At 69.1% G+C, this 18,471-nt stretch carries 20 protein-coding genes; 10 read left to right on the top strand and 10 right to left on the bottom strand.

Annotated elements, in window-relative coordinates:
* Positions 1 to 16: 16 nt before the first annotated feature.
* The 4 genes from A5696_RS24995 to A5696_RS25010 all read left to right on the top strand — a co-directional run bounded on the left by A5696_RS24995 (position 17) and on the right by A5696_RS25010 (position 4,765).
* A complete protein-coding gene (locus A5696_RS24995) occupies positions 17 to 808 on the top strand; it encodes a helix-turn-helix domain-containing protein (protein WP_067883720.1) in 792 nt (263 codons plus the stop codon).
* Between the two features lie 18 nt (positions 809 to 826).
* Entirely contained in the window at positions 827 to 3,121 is a 2,295-nt protein-coding gene (purL, locus tag A5696_RS25000) for a phosphoribosylformylglycinamidine synthase subunit PurL (RefSeq protein WP_067883664.1), read from the top strand.
* Entirely contained in the window at positions 3,118 to 3,729 is a 612-nt protein-coding gene (locus tag A5696_RS25005; RefSeq protein WP_067883665.1) for a CPBP family intramembrane glutamic endopeptidase, read from the top strand. The genes purL and A5696_RS25005 overlap by 4 nt, the downstream gene beginning before the upstream one ends.
* 82 nt (positions 3,730 to 3,811) lie before the next feature.
* Positions 3,812 to 4,765, top strand: coding sequence for a phosphodiesterase (locus A5696_RS25010; protein WP_067883666.1), 954 nt, complete (start codon positions 3,812 to 3,814; stop codon positions 4,763 to 4,765).
* On the opposite strand, the gene A5696_RS25015 is transcribed toward A5696_RS25010, so the two are convergent.
* Complete coding sequence (locus tag A5696_RS25015) at positions 4,710 to 6,308, bottom strand: stealth family protein (protein ID WP_067883721.1); 1,599 nt, start codon at positions 6,306 to 6,308, stop codon at positions 4,710 to 4,712. The two genes, A5696_RS25010 and A5696_RS25015, sit on opposite strands and share 56 nt — an antisense overlap.
* A 269-nt stretch (positions 6,309 to 6,577) precedes the next feature.
* Here A5696_RS25015 and A5696_RS25020 point away from each other — a divergent pair, with 269 nt between their 5' ends.
* The 3 genes from A5696_RS25020 (at position 6,578) to purM (ending at position 9,831) form a co-directional block, all read left to right on the top strand.
* Complete coding sequence (locus A5696_RS25020) at positions 6,578 to 6,979, top strand: sterol carrier family protein (RefSeq protein WP_067883722.1); 402 nt, start codon at positions 6,578 to 6,580, stop codon at positions 6,977 to 6,979.
* A 126-nt stretch (positions 6,980 to 7,105) separates the two neighbouring features.
* Entirely contained in the window at positions 7,106 to 8,641 is a 1,536-nt protein-coding gene (gene purF, locus A5696_RS25025) for an amidophosphoribosyltransferase (protein WP_067883667.1), read from the top strand.
* A gap of 95 nt (positions 8,642 to 8,736) precedes the next feature.
* Positions 8,737 to 9,831 carry a phosphoribosylformylglycinamidine cyclo-ligase gene (gene purM / locus A5696_RS25030; protein ID WP_067883668.1) on the top strand — a complete coding sequence of 365 codons (1,095 nt, stop codon included), beginning with the start codon at positions 8,737 to 8,739 and terminating at the stop codon, positions 9,829 to 9,831.
* 143 nt (positions 9,832 to 9,974) lie between these two features.
* Here the strand turns inward: purM and A5696_RS25035 are convergent, their stop codons facing one another.
* On the bottom strand, positions 9,975 to 10,169 hold the full coding sequence (locus A5696_RS25035) for a DUF3073 domain-containing protein (protein WP_067883669.1): 195 nt from the start codon (positions 10,167 to 10,169) through the stop codon (positions 9,975 to 9,977).
* Between the two features lie 147 nt (positions 10,170 to 10,316).
* On the bottom strand, positions 10,317 to 11,414 hold the full coding sequence (locus A5696_RS25040) for a folate-binding protein YgfZ (protein WP_067883670.1): 1,098 nt from the start codon (positions 11,412 to 11,414) through the stop codon (positions 10,317 to 10,319).
* 56 nt (positions 11,415 to 11,470) lie between these two features.
* On the opposite strand from A5696_RS25040, the gene A5696_RS25045 reads away from it, so the two are divergent.
* The gene (locus tag A5696_RS25045) at positions 11,471 to 12,337 is read left to right on the top strand and encodes an aminodeoxychorismate lyase (protein ID WP_067883723.1); all 867 of its coding nucleotides are present in this window, start codon (positions 11,471 to 11,473) and stop codon (positions 12,335 to 12,337) included.
* A gap of 249 nt (positions 12,338 to 12,586) precedes the next feature.
* Here the strand turns inward: A5696_RS25045 and A5696_RS25050 are convergent, their stop codons facing one another.
* From A5696_RS25050 to lmeA, 7 genes are all read right to left on the bottom strand, one after another.
* Positions 12,587 to 13,249 carry an FABP family protein gene (locus A5696_RS25050; protein ID WP_067883671.1) on the bottom strand — a complete coding sequence of 221 codons (663 nt, stop codon included), beginning with the start codon at positions 13,247 to 13,249 and terminating at the stop codon, positions 12,587 to 12,589.
* A 143-nt stretch (positions 13,250 to 13,392) separates the two neighbouring features.
* Positions 13,393 to 13,695 (bottom strand): DUF1416 domain-containing protein, encoded by a 303-nt coding sequence (locus A5696_RS25055; protein ID WP_067883672.1) that lies wholly within the window; start codon positions 13,693 to 13,695, stop codon positions 13,393 to 13,395.
* A 1-nt stretch (position 13,696) separates the two neighbouring features.
* Positions 13,697 to 14,530 carry a sulfurtransferase gene (locus A5696_RS25060; RefSeq protein WP_067883673.1) on the bottom strand — a complete coding sequence of 278 codons (834 nt, stop codon included), beginning with the start codon at positions 14,528 to 14,530 and terminating at the stop codon, positions 13,697 to 13,699.
* A 34-nt stretch (positions 14,531 to 14,564) separates the two neighbouring features.
* Positions 14,565 to 15,029 (bottom strand): DUF4395 domain-containing protein, encoded by a 465-nt coding sequence (locus tag A5696_RS25065; protein WP_067883674.1) that lies wholly within the window; start codon positions 15,027 to 15,029, stop codon positions 14,565 to 14,567.
* A gap of 104 nt (positions 15,030 to 15,133) precedes the next feature.
* Positions 15,134 to 15,223 carry an Ms5788A family Cys-rich leader peptide gene (locus A5696_RS29280; RefSeq protein WP_369803391.1) on the bottom strand — a complete coding sequence of 30 codons (90 nt, stop codon included), beginning with the start codon at positions 15,221 to 15,223 and terminating at the stop codon, positions 15,134 to 15,136.
* 28 nt (positions 15,224 to 15,251) lie between these two features.
* Entirely contained in the window at positions 15,252 to 15,680 is a 429-nt protein-coding gene (locus A5696_RS25070; RefSeq protein WP_067883675.1) for a thioredoxin family protein, read from the bottom strand.
* Positions 15,677 to 16,489, bottom strand: coding sequence for a mannan chain length control protein LmeA (gene lmeA / locus A5696_RS25075; RefSeq protein ID WP_067883676.1), 813 nt, complete (start codon positions 16,487 to 16,489; stop codon positions 15,677 to 15,679). The genes A5696_RS25070 and lmeA overlap by 4 nt, the downstream gene beginning before the upstream one ends.
* Positions 16,490 to 16,665: 176 nt before the next feature.
* Between lmeA and A5696_RS25080 the strand changes: the two genes are divergently transcribed.
* Together A5696_RS25080 and mshD are read left to right on the top strand one after the other, a co-directional pair.
* The gene (locus A5696_RS25080; protein ID WP_067883677.1) at positions 16,666 to 17,442 is read left to right on the top strand and encodes a response regulator transcription factor; all 777 of its coding nucleotides are present in this window, start codon (positions 16,666 to 16,668) and stop codon (positions 17,440 to 17,442) included.
* Positions 17,439 to 18,362, top strand: coding sequence for a mycothiol synthase (mshD, locus tag A5696_RS25085; protein ID WP_067883678.1), 924 nt, complete (start codon positions 17,439 to 17,441; stop codon positions 18,360 to 18,362). Before A5696_RS25080 ends, mshD begins: the two co-directional genes overlap by 4 nt.
* Positions 18,363 to 18,471: the final 109 nt, after the last annotated feature.

The following is an 18,471-nucleotide window of genomic DNA, read 5'->3' on the forward strand; positions in this document are numbered from 1 at the left end:
TGGTTACCGTGGCTTGGTGAGCCATGCGGCGGTGGGCGCCCTGTTGCGCGAATGGCGCGAGCGGCGACGGGTGAGCCAACTCGACCTGTCGTTGTCGGTGGGCGTGTCGGCGCGCCACCTGAGCTTCATCGAGACGGGCCGCTCGCGCCCCAGCCCGGAGATGGTGCTGGCCCTGGCCGAGGGTCTCGATGTTCCACTGCGCGAGCGCAACACGCTGCTGCTCGCGGCCGGCTTCGCGCCCCGCTATCAGGCGCGCCCGCTCGAAGACGCCGCGCTCTCCCCGGCCCGTGACGCGGTGCAGCGCCTCCTCGACGCCCACGACCCCTACCCCGGCATCGTGATCGATCGCTGCTGGAACATCGTGGGCACCAACGCGGCGGCCTCCGCGCTCACCGCCGGGCTGCCCGCGGAGCTGCTCGGCCCGCCGGCCAACGTCTACCGGCTGTCGCTGCACCCCGACGGCCTCGCCGGGCGGACCCTGAACTTTCCCGAATGGGCGGGCTACCTGCTGCACCAACTCCGGCGCACGATCGCACTCACCGGTGACCCGGGGCTGCAGGCGCTCGAGGACGAGGTGCGCCGGTACCCCGGAGTCGCGGGCGCCGCCAAAGCGCGAAGCGCGCCGCCGGACAACGCCGACGCGCTGCTCGTCCCCTTCGTGCTGGACGTCGGCGGTCGGCAACCGCTGTCCATGTTCACCACACTGACGACGTTCGGGACCCCGCTCGACGTCACGCTCGCCGAACTGGCCGTCGAGCTGTTCTATCCGGCCGACGCCGCGAGCGCCGCCCTGCTGCAGGGCAGGTAGCGCTCTTACACTGTTCGGGTGACTGTCTCCGGAACAGGGGCGCGGACCCAGATTGACACCGTCGACCAGGCCGCGACCACGCCCGACCAGCCGCAACCGTTTCACGAGCTGGGCCTGAAGGACGACGAGTACCAGCGCATCCGCGAGATCCTGGGCCGCAGGCCCACCGACACCGAGCTGGCGATGTACTCGGTGATGTGGAGCGAGCACTGCTCCTACAAGTCCTCGAAGGTGCACCTGCGCTACTTCGGTGAGACCACGACCGACGAGATGCGCGCCGGGATGCTCGCCGGGATCGGAGAGAACGCCGGCGTCGTCGACATCGGCGACGGCTGGGCGGTCACCTTCAAGGTGGAGTCGCACAACCACCCCTCCTACGTCGAGCCGTACCAGGGCGCGGCGACCGGCGTGGGCGGCATCGTGCGCGACATCATGGCCATGGGCGCGCGACCGGTCGCCGTCATGGACCAGCTCCGGTTCGGCGCCGCCGACGCCCCGGACACCCGCCGCGTGGTCGACGGCGTGGTGCGCGGCATCGGCGGCTACGGCAACTCGCTGGGACTGCCCAACATCGGCGGCGAGACCGTCTTCGACGCTTGCTACGCCGGCAATCCGTTGGTCAACGCGATGTGCGTCGGCGTGCTGCGGCAGGAGGACCTGCATCTGGCGTTCGCCTCGGGCACCGGCAACCAGATCATCCTGTTCGGCGCGCGGACGGGGCTCGACGGCATCGGCGGGGTGTCGGTGCTGGCGTCGGACACGTTCGACACCACCGGATCCCGCAAGAAGCTGCCCTCGGTCCAGGTGGGCGACCCCTTCATGGAAAAGGTGCTCATCGAGTGCTGCCTGGAGCTGTACGCGGGCGGCCTGGTGATCGGCATCCAGGACCTCGGCGGGGCAGGATTAGCTTGCGCCACTTCGGAATTGGCGTCGGCCGGGGACGGCGGGATGGCGATCCGGCTGGATGCGGTGAAGCTGCGGGCCAAGGAGATGACGCCGGCCGAGGTGCTGTGCAGCGAGTCGCAGGAACGCATGTGCGCGGTGGTGGCGCCGGAGAACGTCGACGCCTTCATGGCGGTGTGCCGCAAATGGGAGGTGCTGGCCACCGTCATCGGCGAGGTCACCGACGGCGACCGGTTGCGGATCACCTGGCACGGCGAGACGGTCGTCGACGTGCCGCCGCGCACCGTGGCCCACGAGGGGCCGGTGTACCAGCGGCCGGTTGTGCGCCCCGCATCACAGGACGCCCTGAACGCCGACCGGTCGACGAGCCTGCCGCGTCCGTCCACCGGCGACGAGCTGCGCGCGACTTTGCTTGCGCTGCTGGGCAGCCCGCACCTGTGCAGCCGCGCGTTCATCACCGAGCAGTACGACCGCTATGTGCGCGGCAACACCGTGCTGGCCGAGCACGCTGACGGCGGCGTGCTGCGCGTTGACGAGTCGACCGGCCGCGGCATCGCCGTGTCGACGGACGCGTCGGGTCGCTACACACTGCTGGATCCGTACGCCGGGGCTCAGCTCGCGCTGGCCGAGGCCTACCGCAACGTCGCCGTCACCGGCGCCAGCCCCGTCGCGGTCACCAACTGCCTCAACTTCGGCTCGCCCGAGGACCCCGGGGTGATGTGGCAGTTCTCGCAGGCGGTGCGCGGCCTGGCCGATGGCTGTGTGGCCCTTGGCATTCCGGTGACCGGCGGCAACGTGAGCTTCTACAACCAGACCGGTTCGGCGGCGATCCTGCCCACGCCCGTGGTCGGCGTGCTCGGCGTGTTGGACAACGTCGCCCGGCGCATCCCGACCGGCCTGGGTACCGAACCGGGCGAGACTCTCATGCTGCTGGGCGACACGCGCGACGAGTTCGACGGTTCCGTCTGGGCGCAGGTGACCGCCGACCACCTGGGGGGGCTGCCGCCGAAGGTCGACCTGGCGCGCGAGAAGCTGCTGGCCGACGTGCTGGCCTCGGCATCGCGCGACGGGCTGGTGTCCGCCGCGCACGACCTGTCCGAGGGCGGCCTGGCCCAGGCCGTCGTGGAATCCGCGCTGGCGGGCGAAACCGGTTGCCGCATAGTGCTTCCCGAGGGTTCGGATCCGTTTGTGATGTTGTTTTCGGAGTCGGCGGGCCGGGTGCTGGTCGGGGTGCCTCGTACCGAGGAGAGCCGGTTCCGTGCGATGTGCGAGGCGCGCGGGCTGCCGGCGGTCCGCATCGGTGTCGTCGATCAGGCCTCGGACACGGTCGAGGTGCAGGGTCTGTTCACGGTGACCCTGGCGGAGCTGCGCGAGACCTCAGAATCGGTGCTGCCCCGCTTCTTTGGATGAGGCGGCTGCGGGCGCTGCTGTTGGCAGCGGCCGTGGTGGGCTGGAGCTTCGTCAGTCCGCGGCTGCCGCCCACGCGGCGCGTCACGCTGCAGGCGGGTGTGGGCGCGCTGCTGGTGGCGGCGACCCGCGCACCGCTGGGACTGCGCCCGCCGCGATTGTGGGCGGGCGCACGGCTGGGGTCGGCGGCCGGGGCGGCCATTCCGGGTGCGATCGCCGCGACGACCGCGGCGCCGATGGTCCGGGCGGCGATGGCCGTTGGTGAGCCGCCGGCGTCGGTGCCGGAGTGGTTGCTGGTGCGAATCCCCGCCGGCACAGTCTGGGCCGAGGAGGCCACCTTTCGCGCCGCCCTGGCCACCGCCGGTACCCGCGCGTTCGGCCGAACCGGTGGAAGCCTGTTGCAGGCCGCGGCTTTTGGCCTCTCCCACATCCCGGACGCGCGGGCGACGGGTCAGCCGGTCGCGGCGACGGTGCTGGTCACCGGCCTCGCCGGCTGGGTGTTCGGCTGGCTGGCCGACCGCTCGGGCAGCCTCGCGGCGCCGATGCTGGCGCACCTGGCGATCAACGAGGCCGGCGCGATCGCCGCGCTGGCCGTGCGACGTGCGGCCTAATGAATGCCGGTTGCGCCTGGTGACCCGGCTACAATTGGCGAGGTTTTGTTTGAACCGATCTACGAGAGGGTTGGCACCTCAGGTGCACAGACTTAGGGCCGCGGAGCACCCGCGGCCGGATTACGTTCTTCTCCACATCAGCGACACCCATCTCATTTCCGACGGGTCGCTCTACGGGGCGGTCGACGCCGACGGCAAGCTAAGCGAGTTGCTCGAGCAGCTGAAAGGCTCTGGGGTGCGTCCCGATGCGATCGTCTTTACCGGCGATCTGGCGGACGCCGGCGAGCTGCAGGCCTACCAAAAGCTTCGCGCCGTCGTCGAGCCGTTTGCGGCCCAGCTGGGCGCCGAGCTCGTCTGGGTGATGGGCAACCACGACAACCGAGCCGCCCTGCGCAGTGTGCTTCTGGACGAAGCGCCGTCCATGGCCCCGCTCGACCGGGTGCGCGCCATCGACGGCCTCCGGATCATCTCGTTGGACACCTCGGTCCCGGGCCACCACTACGGTGAACTCAGCGAATCCCAATTGGGTTGGCTGGCAGAAGAATTGGCGGAGCCATCGCCGAACGGCACCATCCTGGCCATGCATCACCCGCCGATCCCGAGCGTGCTGGACCTGGCGGTCACGGTCGAACTGCGCGACCAGGCCTCGCTCGCGCGGGTTCTGAAGGGCAGCGACGTCCGCGCGATCCTCGCCGGGCACCTGCACTACTCGACCAACGCGACCTTCGTCGGCATCCCGGTGTCGGTGGCGTCCGCCACGTGCTACACGCAGGACCTGATGGTGGCCGCCGGGGGAACGCGAGGCAGGAACGGAGCTCAGGCGTGCAACCTGGTGCACGTTTATCAGGACACCGTTGTGCACTCGGTGATCCCACTCGGCGGCGGCGAGACCGTCGGCACCTTCGTGTCCCCCGTGGAGGCGCGTCAGAAGCTGGCCGAAATCGGCCTGTTCATTGAGCCTTCACAACGGGATTCGCTGTTCAGCCACCCTCCAATGGTGTTGACACCATCGGCTCGGCGAAGGCCGGGCGGCTGAGGTCCGCCGTCACCTTCTCCCAGGGCGCGGGGATGGGGAAGTAGCGCTCGAGGAAGCTGGTGACACGCGCCGCGCGCTCGGCCGGCGAAACGTCCGGGAAGCTGCTGTCGTTCAGGCAGAAGAAGTCGTAACCCCGTCTTTTTCGCAGCACGGGAAGTAGCTCGAGACCCTCCCGGGTGGTGGTGTTGACGTACAGCACCTTGGCCTTCTCCTGCTGGACGGCGCGCCCGGTCATCAGCGCGTAGTAGTGGTAGAAGGAGTTCGTCACCGAGATATCCGTGCTGGAACGGAATTGGCTCGCCTGGGTGCGTGCAAAGTCGTCCGGGAACTCGCGTTCCATCTCCTGCAGCACGCTTTTGCGCAACGGGACAGCGGTGTGCTCGAGATGCCGGGTGATGACCTGCCCGAACCGTTCGAGGATCAGCTGCCGGTTCACCCGGGCGGCGTTCTCGAACCCGCTGCGCGCCGGATCGTTGCGACCCAGCCCGATGCGGGTCTTCGCCTCGATGAACCTGGTTATCCCGCCGGGGGAGAAGAACATCGTGGCCTTGAGCGGCCGGCCGAAGAACATGTCGTCATTGGAATACAGGAAATGCTCGCTGAGCTCGGGGATGTTGTGCAGCTGGCTTTCCACCGCATGCGAGCTGTAGGTGGGCAGGGCTGCCGGATCCGAGAAGTGCTCCTCGGCCCGCACGATGGTGATCTTCGGGTGCTCGGCCAGCCAAGCCGGTGGTCGGGAATCGGTCGCGATGAAGATTCGGCGTATCCACGGCGCGAACATGTTCACCGACCGCAGCGCGTACCTCAACTCGTCGATCTGCCGGATGCGCGCTTCGGCGTCATCCCCTTCACCCACCGCGTACCGCGACATCTGCTTGGCTCGTTGCGTCCGGAAGTCGGGGTCGCTGCCCTCGACCCAGGAGAAAACCATGTCGATGTCGAACGTCACGTCGCTGGCATGCGGAGCGAACATTCCCGCGATTGTCGACCACTTGTAGCCATAGAGTTTGACGGTGGCTGGCTGAATTTCGCTGGAGGGCAGAAGTTTTCGGGTAAGCGAGTTTTCCACCGGGCACCGGATCACGGTGTCGTCGAAAACCCAGAACTGGAGCTCCACGCCGAAGGCCGGGCCGTACCGCAGGCCCCCCGGTGCGATCCGCCGCCGGTACAGCCGCACGATCCGCGGATCCGGCAGCTCCGACAATCGGCCGTTGGCCAGGAGGACAGGCGAATGCCCCTTCTCGTCAGTTGTTTTGGCATACATGGGTTCGGTGGCGCATGCTGCGACCAGGGCGCGTTGGGTCGCCTCGCGCAGTTCGATGTTGATTGCCAGAATCGGCCGGTTCTTGTGGCTTCGGATGAGCAGAAACGGAATATCGGCGCGATTGAGCACCTTTCGAACGAAGACCAGGTCCTCGATCTGCGCTTCATGCGGGGTCAGGTTGGTTTCCAGGCGTGCGATCTTCCCGCGCCGGGTGACGACGATGGGATCGAGCGACCGACCGGCCGACCGGCTGCCATTGGTCGCAACGATCTTCGCCATCTGAAACACCGCCTTTCACAGTCGTCACGGGAACGGTAGGAGTTCGACGTCGAAGCGGGGACATGGCTGAGGGCCCTTGGCCGACGGGGTTATCAGTCCATGGTGCCGGTGCGTCGACAGTGGTTGCAAGGTGGCCCATTTAGCGATTTTTCGGACATCTGAGGGCAACCTCATCGTTGCAACCCCGTCACACCGGGTTCAGCCGCGGCGTCGCCGGCGTTCGGCGGTGGCCGTGTCCCGTGGACGACGTGCTTCTGAGACCCTGGGGCATGGCTGAAAGCCGAAGCGCCGACCCCGCCCTGACCTGCCAGGCGGTGCTGGCCGTGCTGGACTGGTTGCGCGACGGATCCCGCCCGGCGCCCGGCCGGGACGCCCTGGCAGCCGCGGTCCGGCTCACGGCGCGCACCCTCGCGACGGTGGCGCCCGGATCCAGCGTCGAGGTCCGGGTCCCGCCTTTCGCCGCCGTGCAGTGCATCGCCGGACCGCGGCACACCCGCGGCACACCGCCCAACGTCGTGGAGGCCGATCCGCGCACCTGGTTGCTGCTGGCGACGGGCTTGGTGCCGCTCGACGAGGCGAAGCGCACCGGCGCGCTGACCCTGTCGGGCTCCCGAGCGGGTGAGATCGGCCACTGGCTGCCCCTGTTCGATGTGGGCGAAATAGAAGTCTGAACTGCAGGTTTAGAGTTATTCGTTGGATTTTTCGCCGCCCAACACGCCCGACGGATTCGTCGCGGCGGCCGTTGTGCCCGTAGACTCCGTTACGTCACCAATCGTTCCCCAGGGAGCCGCCGAACCGTGACCGTCGCTGGAGCCGAAGCACCCGAGCAGGACCTGAATTCCCCCCGCGAAGAGTGCGGCGTATTCGGGGTGTGGGCCCCCGGCGAGGAAGTCGCCAAGCTCACCTATTACGGCCTGTACGCGTTGCAGCATCGTGGGCAGGAAGCCGCGGGTATCGCCGTCGCCGACGGATCCCAGGTGCTGGTCTTCAAGGACCTCGGCCTGGTCAGCCAGGTTTTCGACGAGCAAACGCTGGCCGCGATGCAGGGCCACGTCGCGATCGGCCATTGCCGCTATTCCACCACCGGCGACACGACATGGGAAAACGCGCAGCCGGTGTTCCGCAACACCGCGGCCGGCACCGGAGTCGCGTTGGGGCACAACGGGAATCTGGTCAACACCGCCGAACTTGCCGCCCGCGCCCGCGACGCCGGCCTGATCGGCACCCGATGCCCGGCCCCGGCGACCACCGACTCCGACATTCTCGGCGCCCTGCTGGCCCACGGCGCGGCCGATTCCACGCTGGAGCAGGCGGCGCTGGAACTGCTGCCGACCGTGCGCGGGGCGTTCTGCCTGACGTTCATGGACGAAAACACGCTGTATGCCTGCCGCGACCCCTACGGGGTGCGGCCGCTCTGCCTGGGACGGCTCGATCGTGGCTGGGTGGTGGCCTCCGAAACCGCGGCGCTCGACATCGTCGGCGCCTCGTTCGTGCGCGACATCGAACCGGGCGAGCTGCTCGCCATCGATGCCGACGGCGTGCGCTCGACGCGTTTCGCCAACCCCGAGCCCAAGGGCTGCGTCTTCGAATACGTCTATCTGGCGCGGCCGGACAGCACGATCGCGGGCCGGTCGGTGCACGCCACCCGGGTCGAGATCGGTCGGCGGCTGGCGCGCGAAAGCCCCGTCGAAGCCGACCTGGTGATCGGCGTGCCCGAATCGGGTACCCCGGCCGCCGTCGGATACGCGCAGGAGTCCGGCATCCCCTACGGGCAGGGCCTGATGAAGAACGCCTACGTGGGGCGCACCTTCATCCAGCCGTCGCAGACCATCCGCCAGCTCGGCATCCGGCTGAAGCTCAACCCGCTCAAAGAGGTGATCCGCGGCAAGCGGCTGATCGTCGTGGACGATTCGATCGTGCGCGGAAACACGCAGCGGGCCCTGTTGCGGATGCTGCGCGAAGCGGGCGCCCTCGAGGTGCACGTGCGCATCGCCTCGCCGCCGGTGAAGTGGCCGTGCTTCTACGGCATCGACTTCCCGTCGCCGGCCGAGTTGATCGCCAACGCCGTCGAGGACAAAGAGGAGATGCTCGAGGCGGTGCGGCATGCCATCGGGGCCGACACGCTCGGCTACGTGTCGCTGCGCGGTCTGGTCGCGGCCTCCGAGCAGCCCGCGTCGCGGCTGTGCACGGCCTGCTTCGACGGCAAGTACCCGATCGAGCTGCCCGGCGAAAGCGCGCTGGGCAAGAACGTCATCGAGCACATGCTCGCCAACGCCGCGCGCGGAGCCGCGCTCGACGACCTGACGCCCGACGAAGTGCCCGTCGTGCGCTGACCCGATGGGTTCGCGTTGCTTCAAAGACGTTTGATACCGGCTTCGATACCGGCTTCGATACCGGCGTAGTGCGCCGCCCGGTAGCCTTTATCGCGATGACGGATCCCGGAAAAAGCCCCGGACGCAACCCGGGCAGCCAGGGCATCACCTACGCGTCGGCCGGGGTGGACATTGAAGCCGGTGACCGCGCGGTGGCCTTGTTCAAGCCGCTGGCGACCAAGGCGACCAGACCCGAGGTGCGCGGGGGTCTGGGCGGATTCGCCGGACTGTTCGCCTTGCGCGGCGGCTACCGCGAGCCGGTGCTGGCGGCGTCCACGGACGGGGTCGGTACCAAGCTGGCGGTCGCTCAGGCGATGGACAAGCACGACACCGTCGGCCTCGACCTGGTCGCGATGGTGGTCGACGACCTCGTCGTGTGCGGTGCCGAGCCGCTGTTCCTGCAGGACTACATCGCCGTCGGACGGACGGTGCCCGAACGGCTGAGCGCGATCGTCGGCGGCATCGCCGAGGGGTGCGTGCGCGCCGGCTGCGCGCTGCTGGGCGGCGAAACCGCCGAGCACCCCGGTCTGATGGAGCCGGACCACTACGACATCTCGGCCACCGGAGTCGGCGTCGTCGAGGCCGACAACGTGCTGGGCTCCGATCGCGTCAAGCCCGGCGACGTCATCATCGCCATGGGCTCGTCGGGTCTGCATTCCAACGGATATTCGCTGGCCCGGACGGTGCTGCTCGAGATCGACCGGATGAACCTGGCCGGTTACGTGGAGGAGTTCGGCCGCACCCTGGGCGAAGAGCTGTTGGAACCCACCCGCATCTACGCCAAGGACTGCCTGGCGCTGGCCGCCGAGACCGATGTCCGGACGTTCTGCCACGTCACCGGTGGTGGGCTGGCCGGCAACCTGCAACGTGTGATCCCGCCCGGGCTGGTCGCCGAGGTCGACCGCGGCACCTGGACGCCCGCGCCGGTCTTCGCCATGATCGCCCAGCGCGGCCGGGTGACGCGGGAGGAGATGGAGAAGACGTTCAACATGGGCGTCGGCATGATCGCCGTCGTCGCGCCCGAGGACACCGACCGCGCCCGGGCCATTCTCACCGCGCGACACCTGGACTGCTGGGTGCTGGGTACCGTCGGCAAAGGCGAGAAAGACGGCCCGCGGGCCACACTGGTCGGGCAACACCCGAGGTTCTGACGGCCCGCAACGAACCACTGCTTCGATGCTGGGCGCATCGGTCCGAAACGAACCCCGAAACGAACACTGTGCCGATGCTCAGCGCATCGGCCCGAAACGAACACTGTGCCGATGCTCAGCGCATCGGCACAGTGGTTTGAGACCTAGCGACGCCAGTCGTCGTTTTCGTCCCAAGAATTGTCTGGGCCTGGACCGTCCGAGTCGTCCAGGTCGCTGGATTCGTCGGCGCCCGTTCCTGACAGCTCGCGCTGAAGCCGCTGGAAGTCGGTCTGCGGGGAACTGTATTTGAGTTCTCGAGCAACCTTGGTCTGCTTTGCCTTCGCCCGGCCGCGGCCCATGGGGGGACCCCCTCGCGCAATAACGGAGCGGCCTAACGAGTAGGCGGCTCCGATCTCTTGGTGTCGTTATTGTCCTGCCGACAGTTTACCGTGCCGCATGGCCGGGTGTCGGCGACCCCTGCCCGCTGTGGCGGACTTCATCGACGATTATCTCGCACCGCCCCGCAACCGTTCAACGGCCAACCGCCCCGCGCCGACGTGTTCGGTGGCGGGCAGGAAATCGGTGTCGATCACCGCGGCGACCGCGGCCTCGGGACCCGTCGTCAACGGGGTGTCCGCCGGGAGTCCGCGCTTGACCAGTGCCAGGGCCACCGGCCCGAGGTCCACATGCTCGACGACGGTTCCGAGGCGCCCGACCGCACGACCGGCGGCGAGCACCGCATCACCGGTCGAGGACCGCTCCACCGAGCCGTCGAGGTGCAGCAACACCAGCATCCGCGGCGGCTTGCCCAGGTTGTGCACCCGCGCGACGGTCTCCTGCCCGCGATAACAGCCCTTGTCCAGGTGGACGGCCCCCTCGCCTGGGCCACCGATCCAACCCACCTCGTGCGGGATCGTGCGCTCGTCGGTGTCGACGCCGAGTCGCGGGCGCAGCGCCGCCACCCGGTTGGCTTCATAGGCCCACACTCCGGCCGGGCGCAGGCCGGCCCGGGTCAGGCGGTCGCGCCAGGCCGCCGACTCGCCCCGGGGCACCACCAGGTCCAGTTCGACCTGGGCCGCGGGGGTGGCGGGCATCCGGCGCGCAAAGCCGCCGCCGGGGACCGGGATCGCGGTCGCCTCGGCGGGCAGGGCGTCCAGGCCGAGCGCGGCGAGCACCGCCGGGTCGGCCAACCGCGGACCCAGCAGCGACAGCACCGCCATGTCGGCGGCGGCCGGGGTGACCTCGGACCAGAAGACCATCTTGCGCAGGTAGTCCAGCAGCGGTTCGCCCCGCCAGCGCTCGGTGTCGAGGTAGGTGGTGCCGCCCAACTCGGTCTGGATCCAGTGGTCCTCGACGCGGCCCTGGCCGTCGAGGCTGAGGTTTTGCGTGCTGGCGCCCTGCGGCAGTTCGCTCACGTGTTGGGTGGAGATGCTGTGCAGCCAGGTCTGCCGGTCCTTACCGGTCAGGGTGAGCACCGCGCGGTGCGAGCGGTCGACCACCACCGCCTCGGTCTCGGCCGCACGCTGCTCGCCCAGCGGATCGCCGTAATGCCAGATCGCCCCGGCGTCGGGTCCGGGATCGGGTGCGGGTACTGCGCGGGTCACGCCTCAACTCTACGGACGGGCCGCGGCTAGGCTTACCGTCCATGGCCGAGAAGGGTGTGATCGTCACGCTGGACGGCGCGACCCACCAGCCCGACACGCCACTGCTGCACGCCGACGACCTCGCCGCCGTCCGCGGCGACGGCATCTTCGAGACGCTGCTGGTCCGCGACGGCAGGGCCTGCCTGGTGGAGTCGCATCTGCAGCGGCTGACCCACTCGGCCAAGCTGATGGACCTACCCGCGCCCGATCTGCCCAGCTGGCGGCACGCCATCGGGGAGGCGACGCGCCGGTGGGCCGCGGACACCGCCGACGAGGGCGCGATGCGCCTGATCTGCAGCCGCGGCCGCGAGAGCGGTTCGGGGCCGACCGCCTACGTGATGGTCAACCCCGTCCCCGAACGGGTGGCCGCGGTTCGCCGCGACGGGCTGTCGGCGATCACCCTCGATCGCGGGCTGCCGGCCGACGCCGCCGACACCATGCCGTGGCTGCTGGCCGGCGCCAAGACGCTCTCGTACGCGGTCAACATGGCCGCCCTGCGGCACGCCGCCCGGCAGGGCGCCGGCGACGTCATCTTCGTCAGCTCCGACGGCCACATCCTGGAAGGCCCGCGCTCGACGGTGGTGATCGCCAGCGATACCGGCGCCGACGGCAACCCGTGCCTGTTGACACCGCCGCCGTGGTACCCGATCCTGCGCGGCACCACGCAGCAGGCCCTCTTCGAGGTGGCCCGGGCCAAGGGCTACGACTGCGACTATCGTGCGCTACGGGTCGCCGATCTGCAGGCGGCCCAAGGGATTTGGCTGATCTCGAGCATGACGCTGGCGGCCCGCGTGCACACGCTCGACGGCCGCCGACTGCTCCGATCGCCGATCACCACCGAATTCGCCGAACTGGTCGACGCCGCGATCGTCAGCGATCGCTGAGCGCTGAATTCTGTTGTCGGCTCGCGAATCAGCCGGTACGGTCGGCGGTACACAAGGAAGGAGGTGGTCCGCGAAATTGATAGCTTCATGGACATGTGAGGTGGCTACGCGCTAGCTGCACTGGCTCGGAAGAGCCGGCGTTCAACGCGCTGGCGAATCCCACGTAGCCACCCGGCCCCCGAGTTCCGGTCTGTCCAACCGGACATTCGCTCGGGGGCCGCTCCATGTCAGGGGCCCCTGGGCGGGCCGCTATCCCGCGAATCGTGACAGCCGCGCCGAAAGATGGGGCACCAGGCCGCCGTCGGCGTCGACCCGCTCCTCGACGTAGGCCAGATCGCCGCCCTCGACGATCCCGTAGAGCCGCTTGGCGCCGCCGACCAGCAGGCCCGACCGGCTGCGGGCCAGGGCATCGGTCACCAGCTCCCACGACGACTGCGTCCGGGGCCGCCCGTAGAACAGCTCGATGTAGCCGGCCGAATGGGCCAGCAACAATTCGATGGCCTGCGACTCGGTGGGATCGTCGTCGGGATCGCTGACGAAGCGCCAGAAGCCTGTCTCGCGGAGGCCGGGTTCGCGGTACCCTCCGGTCTCGTCGAGCCGCCAGGACCGAGCTTCCCAATTCAGATAGTCGCCACCGTCGTGCGAGACCACGATCTGCTGGCCGAACCGGTAGTCGCCGTCGGGCCCGCGGCCCTCGCCCTCGCCACGCCACACCCCGACGAGCGGCAGCAGGGCCAGCAGCGCGTCGTTGAGGTTGGCTCCTTCGCGCAGGTTCGCGGTGTCGGCGGGCACCGGCAAATCGTCGAAAGACGGGATGTTGCGGGAGGCGGTCACTTTGGCGCGTTCGGCGGCGGCCGCCACGGCGCGGTCACCGGAAGCGGCGGGACCGACCGGGCCCTCGTCGGACGTCACGACTCGTCAGTGATGAGCCGGTAGAGGGTGTACAGCGCGAACCATGAGATGACCACGACCGCGACGACCAGCATGATCTCGAAAAACAGCACCACGGGGACGAGTCTATTCGTCCCGCGGTCGGCCCGAGACCGGCCGGTGCGTCAGGCGATCTTGACGTCGACCTCGTGAATGCCCGCACCGGACGGCGCCACCACGGCGTCGCCGTTGCCGATCGGGGACAGCGCGCGCAGCGTCCAGGACCCGGGTGCGGCAAAGAACCGGAAGTCACCGGTGGCCGACGCGACCACCTCGGCCGTGAACTCGTCCGAGGAGTCCAGCAGGCGGACGAACGCGCCACCCACCGCCTGGCCGGCGCCGTCCACGACCCGGCCCGTGATCACCGTTTCCTTCTCCAGATCGACGCTGGCGGGCAACGTCAGTCCTTGCTTCGGTCCAGAGCACATATCAGCTTCCCAACTCGATCGGGGCACCCACCAGGGAGCCGTATTCCGTCCAACTGCCGTCGTAGTTCTTGACGTTTCGGTGGCCGAGTAATTCCCGCAGCACGAACCAGGTGTGCGACGAGCGTTCCCCGATCCGGCAGTACGCGATGGTCTCCTTCGTGCCGTCCAAGCCGGCGTCGGCGTACAGCTTGGCCAGCTCCTCGTCCGACTTGAAGGTGCCGTCCTCGTTCGCGGCCCTGCTCCACGGAACGTTGATCGCGCCCGGGACGTGCCCGGGCCGCTGGCTTTGCTCCTGCGGCAGATGCGCCGGCGCGAGGATCTTGCCCGAGAACTCGTCGGGGGAGCGCACGTCGACCAGGTTCTTGACGTTGATCGCGGCGATGACCTCGTCGCGGAAGGCGCGGATGCTGTTGTCCGGCGGGGCCGCGGTGTAGGAGGTGGCCGGCCGGTTGACGGTGTCGGTGGACAACGGGCGCCCGTCCAGCTCCCACTTCTTGCGGCCGCCGTCGAGCAGCTTGACGTCGGCGTGACCGTACAGCTTGAAATACCAGTAGGCGTACGCGGCGAACCAGTTGTTGTTGCCGCCGTAGAGGACCACGGTGTCGTCGTTGGAGATGCCGCGGTCGGACAGCAGCTTGGAGAATTGCTGCGCGTCGACGAAGTCGCGCTTGACGGGGTCCTGCAGATCGGTGCGCCAGTCGAGCTTGACCGCGCCGGCGATGTGGCCGGTGTCGTAAGCGCTGGCGTCCTCGTCCACTTCGACGAAGACGACGTTCGCGGCATCGAGATTGCTCTCGGCCCAGTCCGCGGAGACCAGGACGTCGGAGCGTGCCATGTTGGGTGTTCCTTTCGATTGCTTCTGAGGGAAGTTATGCGGGAGTCGGTCGGAAGCGTGCGACCAACGGGTAGAGCTGGCAACCCAGGCAGATGCCGAAGGCGGCGTTCAGGAAGGCCGCCACCAGCGCGGCCGCGGTGGCGACGACGCCGACCACAAAGGCCCCGGCAGCGAATCCCGCGACGCCGGCGACCGCGAAGATCAGTCCGACGAGCTGGGCGAACTTCAGCGGCGCCACCGGTTCGCGCTCCTTGACGGGTCCCAGCCGCGGCGCCACGGCGCGGGCGAACACCCGCCCGTAGGGGTGGCGGCGGGGACCGCCGATGGCGCCGACGGCGAAGATCACGGCTTGCGCGCCGAGGATCACTGCGGCCGCCGCCGGGCTGGCGGCGGATACGGCAAGCGTGAGCACCAGGACCGCGGACGTGACCCAGGCGGCGAACCTGGGTCCGCGCACGTCGACGCGGTCGGGCAGGAGGGCGGTGTTGCTGCTCGGCACGGTACTACTCCTAGAAATCTGGCTGCGCGGAAGGGATTCAGGCACGCCTTGGGGGCCCGAGCAAGGCTCCGAAGTTGCTCCGAATGCGCGCAGAGCGCGGCTATTCAGCAGCTACAGCGACAACAACAACCCGCGATGCGGCACAGATCGACTGCGCGGCGCTTGGTGAGCGTGGGCTCGAGGCGGGTTGACACGCGGTCAGCTTACCCAATGACGTAGCGCTCAAGCCAACAGAGGCTGCAGGACCGAGCGCAGCTCGGCGGCCTTGGGCACGCCCGACGCCCGGTACCGCTGTCGCCCCTCGACGTCGAAGATCAACGTGGTGGGCAGCGACAGCACCGAAAACCGCCGTGCCGTCCCCGGGTCGGCGTCCAGGTCGACCTCGAGGTGGGCGATGGGAGATCCCGGGGTGCCCATGTCCGCGCACACCTGACCGACCACCCGGCGCACCCGATCGCAGGGCCCGCACCATGGGGCGCTGAAATGCACGATGGTCGGCCCGCTGCGAGAGAGCGCCAGGTCGGCGCCGGCTGGCCGCGCGTCCGGGTCGGGAGCAACTTCGCGGATCCTTCCGGACCTGCTTGTCAGCCACCAGCCTGCGACGGTCGCCACCAACAGGGCGGCGACGGTCGCGATGAGGACGGTCATCATGACTGCTTGAACCCTTCCAGGGTGACGGTTACTTCCCGGGTGACGCCTTCGATGATGACGTCGGAGCCGCGCGCGCCCTCGGAGGTCGGCGCCACCCCGAACGGCAGCCGCTGATTGGGCAGCCTGGTCCCGAACGCGCGCAGCACCGCATCGCGCTTGTCGTCCGGGACGGTTTGATCGGCGGTGTCGGGCCCGGTCAGGACACCCGTGGGCGTGATCACCAGCGTCGCCGGGTCGTCAGGCGCGATGGAAAGGTCCATGGAGATGCTGACCCGGTGCTCGAAGCCGGCCGAGTGGGGCGTGCCGCTGAACACCAGTCCGTGGCTGTCGGAGATGCCCGACGCGGTGACGCCGCCGGTGGCCGTGTTGGTTTCCCTGGGCGGTGCCTCGACCATCAGGTCGCTGATGCCCAGGTAGCGGCCCAGGTGCGTCGAGTCGATGATGATGCGGCTCTCCAGCCTGCCCACCGGGAGCTTGGCGTCGGGTCCGATCAGCCAGGACGCGTGGGTCAGGTCGACCGAATACATCGTGGCCTCGAGGGTGGCCGTGCCCACCATCGCGTGATCGACGGCGTTGGCCTTGATCTCCACCTGGTTGTAGTGGTGGCGCAGCGCCTGGGGGATGAAGGGGAACGCCACGATGGCGACGAACGGGTCGGACCCCAGATTGGCCACCTTGCGCACCGTGGTTGACAGGCGGTATTCGGCGTAGATGCTGGCCCCGTAGTCGACGCCGACGGCGCCGACGACCGGTACGGCCACGGCGATCGCCGCCACCGCCGCACCGATCAGCACCTTGCGCATCCGCACATTGTCCCGTAACGCCGTGGCCGCCGCGCCGCCGACCGTCCGGTGGCGGGGCTCACACTGGCCGATACCCCACGCCGAAATGGCAGGTGGCACGTTATCGTTAGATGACCTGGCAACTAACGCGTCGTTGCGTTACGAATTTGGGAGACGCCTTCCCCCCGAGCTGGAGGGGCTAGTTGGAGCTATTACTGCTGACGTCGGAGCTGCATCCCGACCCGGTGCTGCCGTCGTTGTCGCTGCTTCCCCACACCGTCCGGACGGCGCCGCCAGAACCATCCTCATTGCTGGAGGCCGGGACCGCCGATGCGGTGCTCGTCGACGCGCGCACCGACCTGTCGTCGGCGCGCGGCTTGTGCCGGCTGTTGAGCACGGCGGGCCGGTCGGTGCCCGTCCTGGCCGTGGTGAGCGAAGGCGGGCTGGTGGCGGTCAGCGCCGATTGGGGACTCGACGAGATCCTGCTGCCCAGCACCGGGCCCGCCGAGATCGACGCCCGGCTCCGGTTGGTGGTCGGCCGCCGCGGCGGCCTGGCCGACCAGGAAAGCGCGGGCAAGGTCAGCCTGGGTGAGCTGGTCATCGACGAGGGCACCTACACCGCCAGGCTGCGGGGTCGCCCGCTCGACCTCACCTACAAGGAGTTCGAGCTGCTCAAGTACCTCGCCCAGCACGCCGGCCGGGTGTTCACCCGGGCGCAGTTGCTGCACGAGGTGTGGGGCTACGACTTCTTCGGCGGCACCCGCACGGTCGACGTGCACGTCCGTCGGCTGCGGGCCAAGCTCGGCCCCGAATACGAGGCGTTGATCGGCACCGTGCGCAACGTCGGTTACAAGGCCGTCCGGCCGGCCCGCGGCCGCGCTCCGATCGCGGGCCCCGCCGACGACGAAGCCGCCGGAGATGCGGAGCCCGATTCCGCGAATCTGGAGGAATCGCTGGGCGACCCGCTGCGCAGTCAGTGACCTCGCCGACCTGGCGTTCTGATCTGACCGGCGCCGAGCAGCGGGGCGTGCGCGAACTTGTCTCGGCCGCAACCGAATTCGATGCGGTGGCACCCGTCGGCGAGCAGGTGCTGCGCGAACTCGGTCACGACCGCACCGAACATCTGCTGGTCGCCGGGGCCGAACCGGGCACGATAGCGGGTTACCTGAATCTCAGCCCGCCGCGGGACGGCGGCGCCGGCATGGCGGAATTCGTGGTGCACCCCGAGGCCCGCCGGCGCGGGATCGGCGCCGCCATGGCACGCGCGGCGATGGCCAAAACCGCGGGCCGCAACCAATTCTGGGCGCACGGCACCCTCGAGCCGGCCCGGGCGACCGCCTCGGCGCTCGGTCTGGTCCCGGCGCGCGAACTCGTCCAGATGCGACGGTCGCTGCGTGACGCGCTCGACCCGGTGCCGCCCCTTGTCGGGGTGCAGGTTCGCACCTACCGCGGGACCGCCGATGACGCGGAGCTGCTGCGCGTCAACAACGCGGCGTTCGCCGAGCACCCCGAACAGGGCGGGTGGACCGATGCCGATCTGGCGGAACGGCGCAGCGAACCCTGGTTCGACCCGGCGGGACTTTTCCTGGCGTTCGGCGCCCCCGACAGCGAGCAGGCGGGCAGGCTACTGGGTTTCCACTGGACCAAGGTGCACCCCGATCAGCCGGGCCTCGGCGAGGTCTACGTCCTGGGGGTCGACCCGTCGGCCCAGGGCCGCAGGCTCGGGCACACGTTGACCGCCATCGGAATTCAGTCGCTGGCACGCCGGCTGGCCGATTCGGCCGAACCCACCGTGATGCTTTACGTCGAGTCCGACAATGCCGCCGCGCTGCGGACCTACCAGGGCCTGGGTTTCAGCACCTACAGCGTGGACACCGCCTACGGGTTGCCCGCCGCCTGACCGCCGGCCGATTGTTCACCCGGCATTCATTTCCACCGGCTTCTGTGGGTTGCACCGACGAATACTTTCGCGGCGGCTTGGCTACCTTCCCCTGGGAAGACCGCCGGCA

The organism is Mycobacterium sp. E2699 (assembly GCF_001666745.1).
Classification (GTDB): Bacteria; Actinomycetota; Actinomycetes; order Mycobacteriales; family Mycobacteriaceae; genus Mycobacterium.

Bases quoted from the DNA above. Each gene is read 5' to 3' on its own strand.
- purM (WP_067883668.1), top strand. From the start codon at position 8,737: ATGACGGATCCCGGAAAAAGCCCCGGACGCAACCCGGGCAGCCAGGGC.
- A5696_RS25020 (WP_067883722.1), top strand. From the start codon at position 6,578: ATGGCTGAAAGCCGAAGCGCCGACCCCGCCCTGACCTGCCAGGCGGTG.
- A5696_RS25055 (WP_067883672.1), bottom strand. From the start codon at position 13,695: ATGTGCTCTGGACCGAAGCAAGGACTGACGTTGCCCGCCAGCGTCGAT.
- A5696_RS25060 (WP_067883673.1), bottom strand. From the start codon at position 14,530: ATGGCACGCTCCGACGTCCTGGTCTCCGCGGACTGGGCCGAGAGCAAT.
- A5696_RS25070 (WP_067883675.1), bottom strand. From the start codon at position 15,680: ATGATGACCGTCCTCATCGCGACCGTCGCCGCCCTGTTGGTGGCGACC.
- A5696_RS25015 (WP_067883721.1), bottom strand. From the start codon at position 6,308: ATGGCGAAGATCGTTGCGACCAATGGCAGCCGGTCGGCCGGTCGGTCG.
- A5696_RS25035 (WP_067883669.1), bottom strand. From the start codon at position 10,169: ATGGGCCGCGGCCGGGCGAAGGCAAAGCAGACCAAGGTTGCTCGAGAA.
- A5696_RS25005 (WP_067883665.1), top strand. From the start codon at position 3,118: ATGAGGCGGCTGCGGGCGCTGCTGTTGGCAGCGGCCGTGGTGGGCTGG.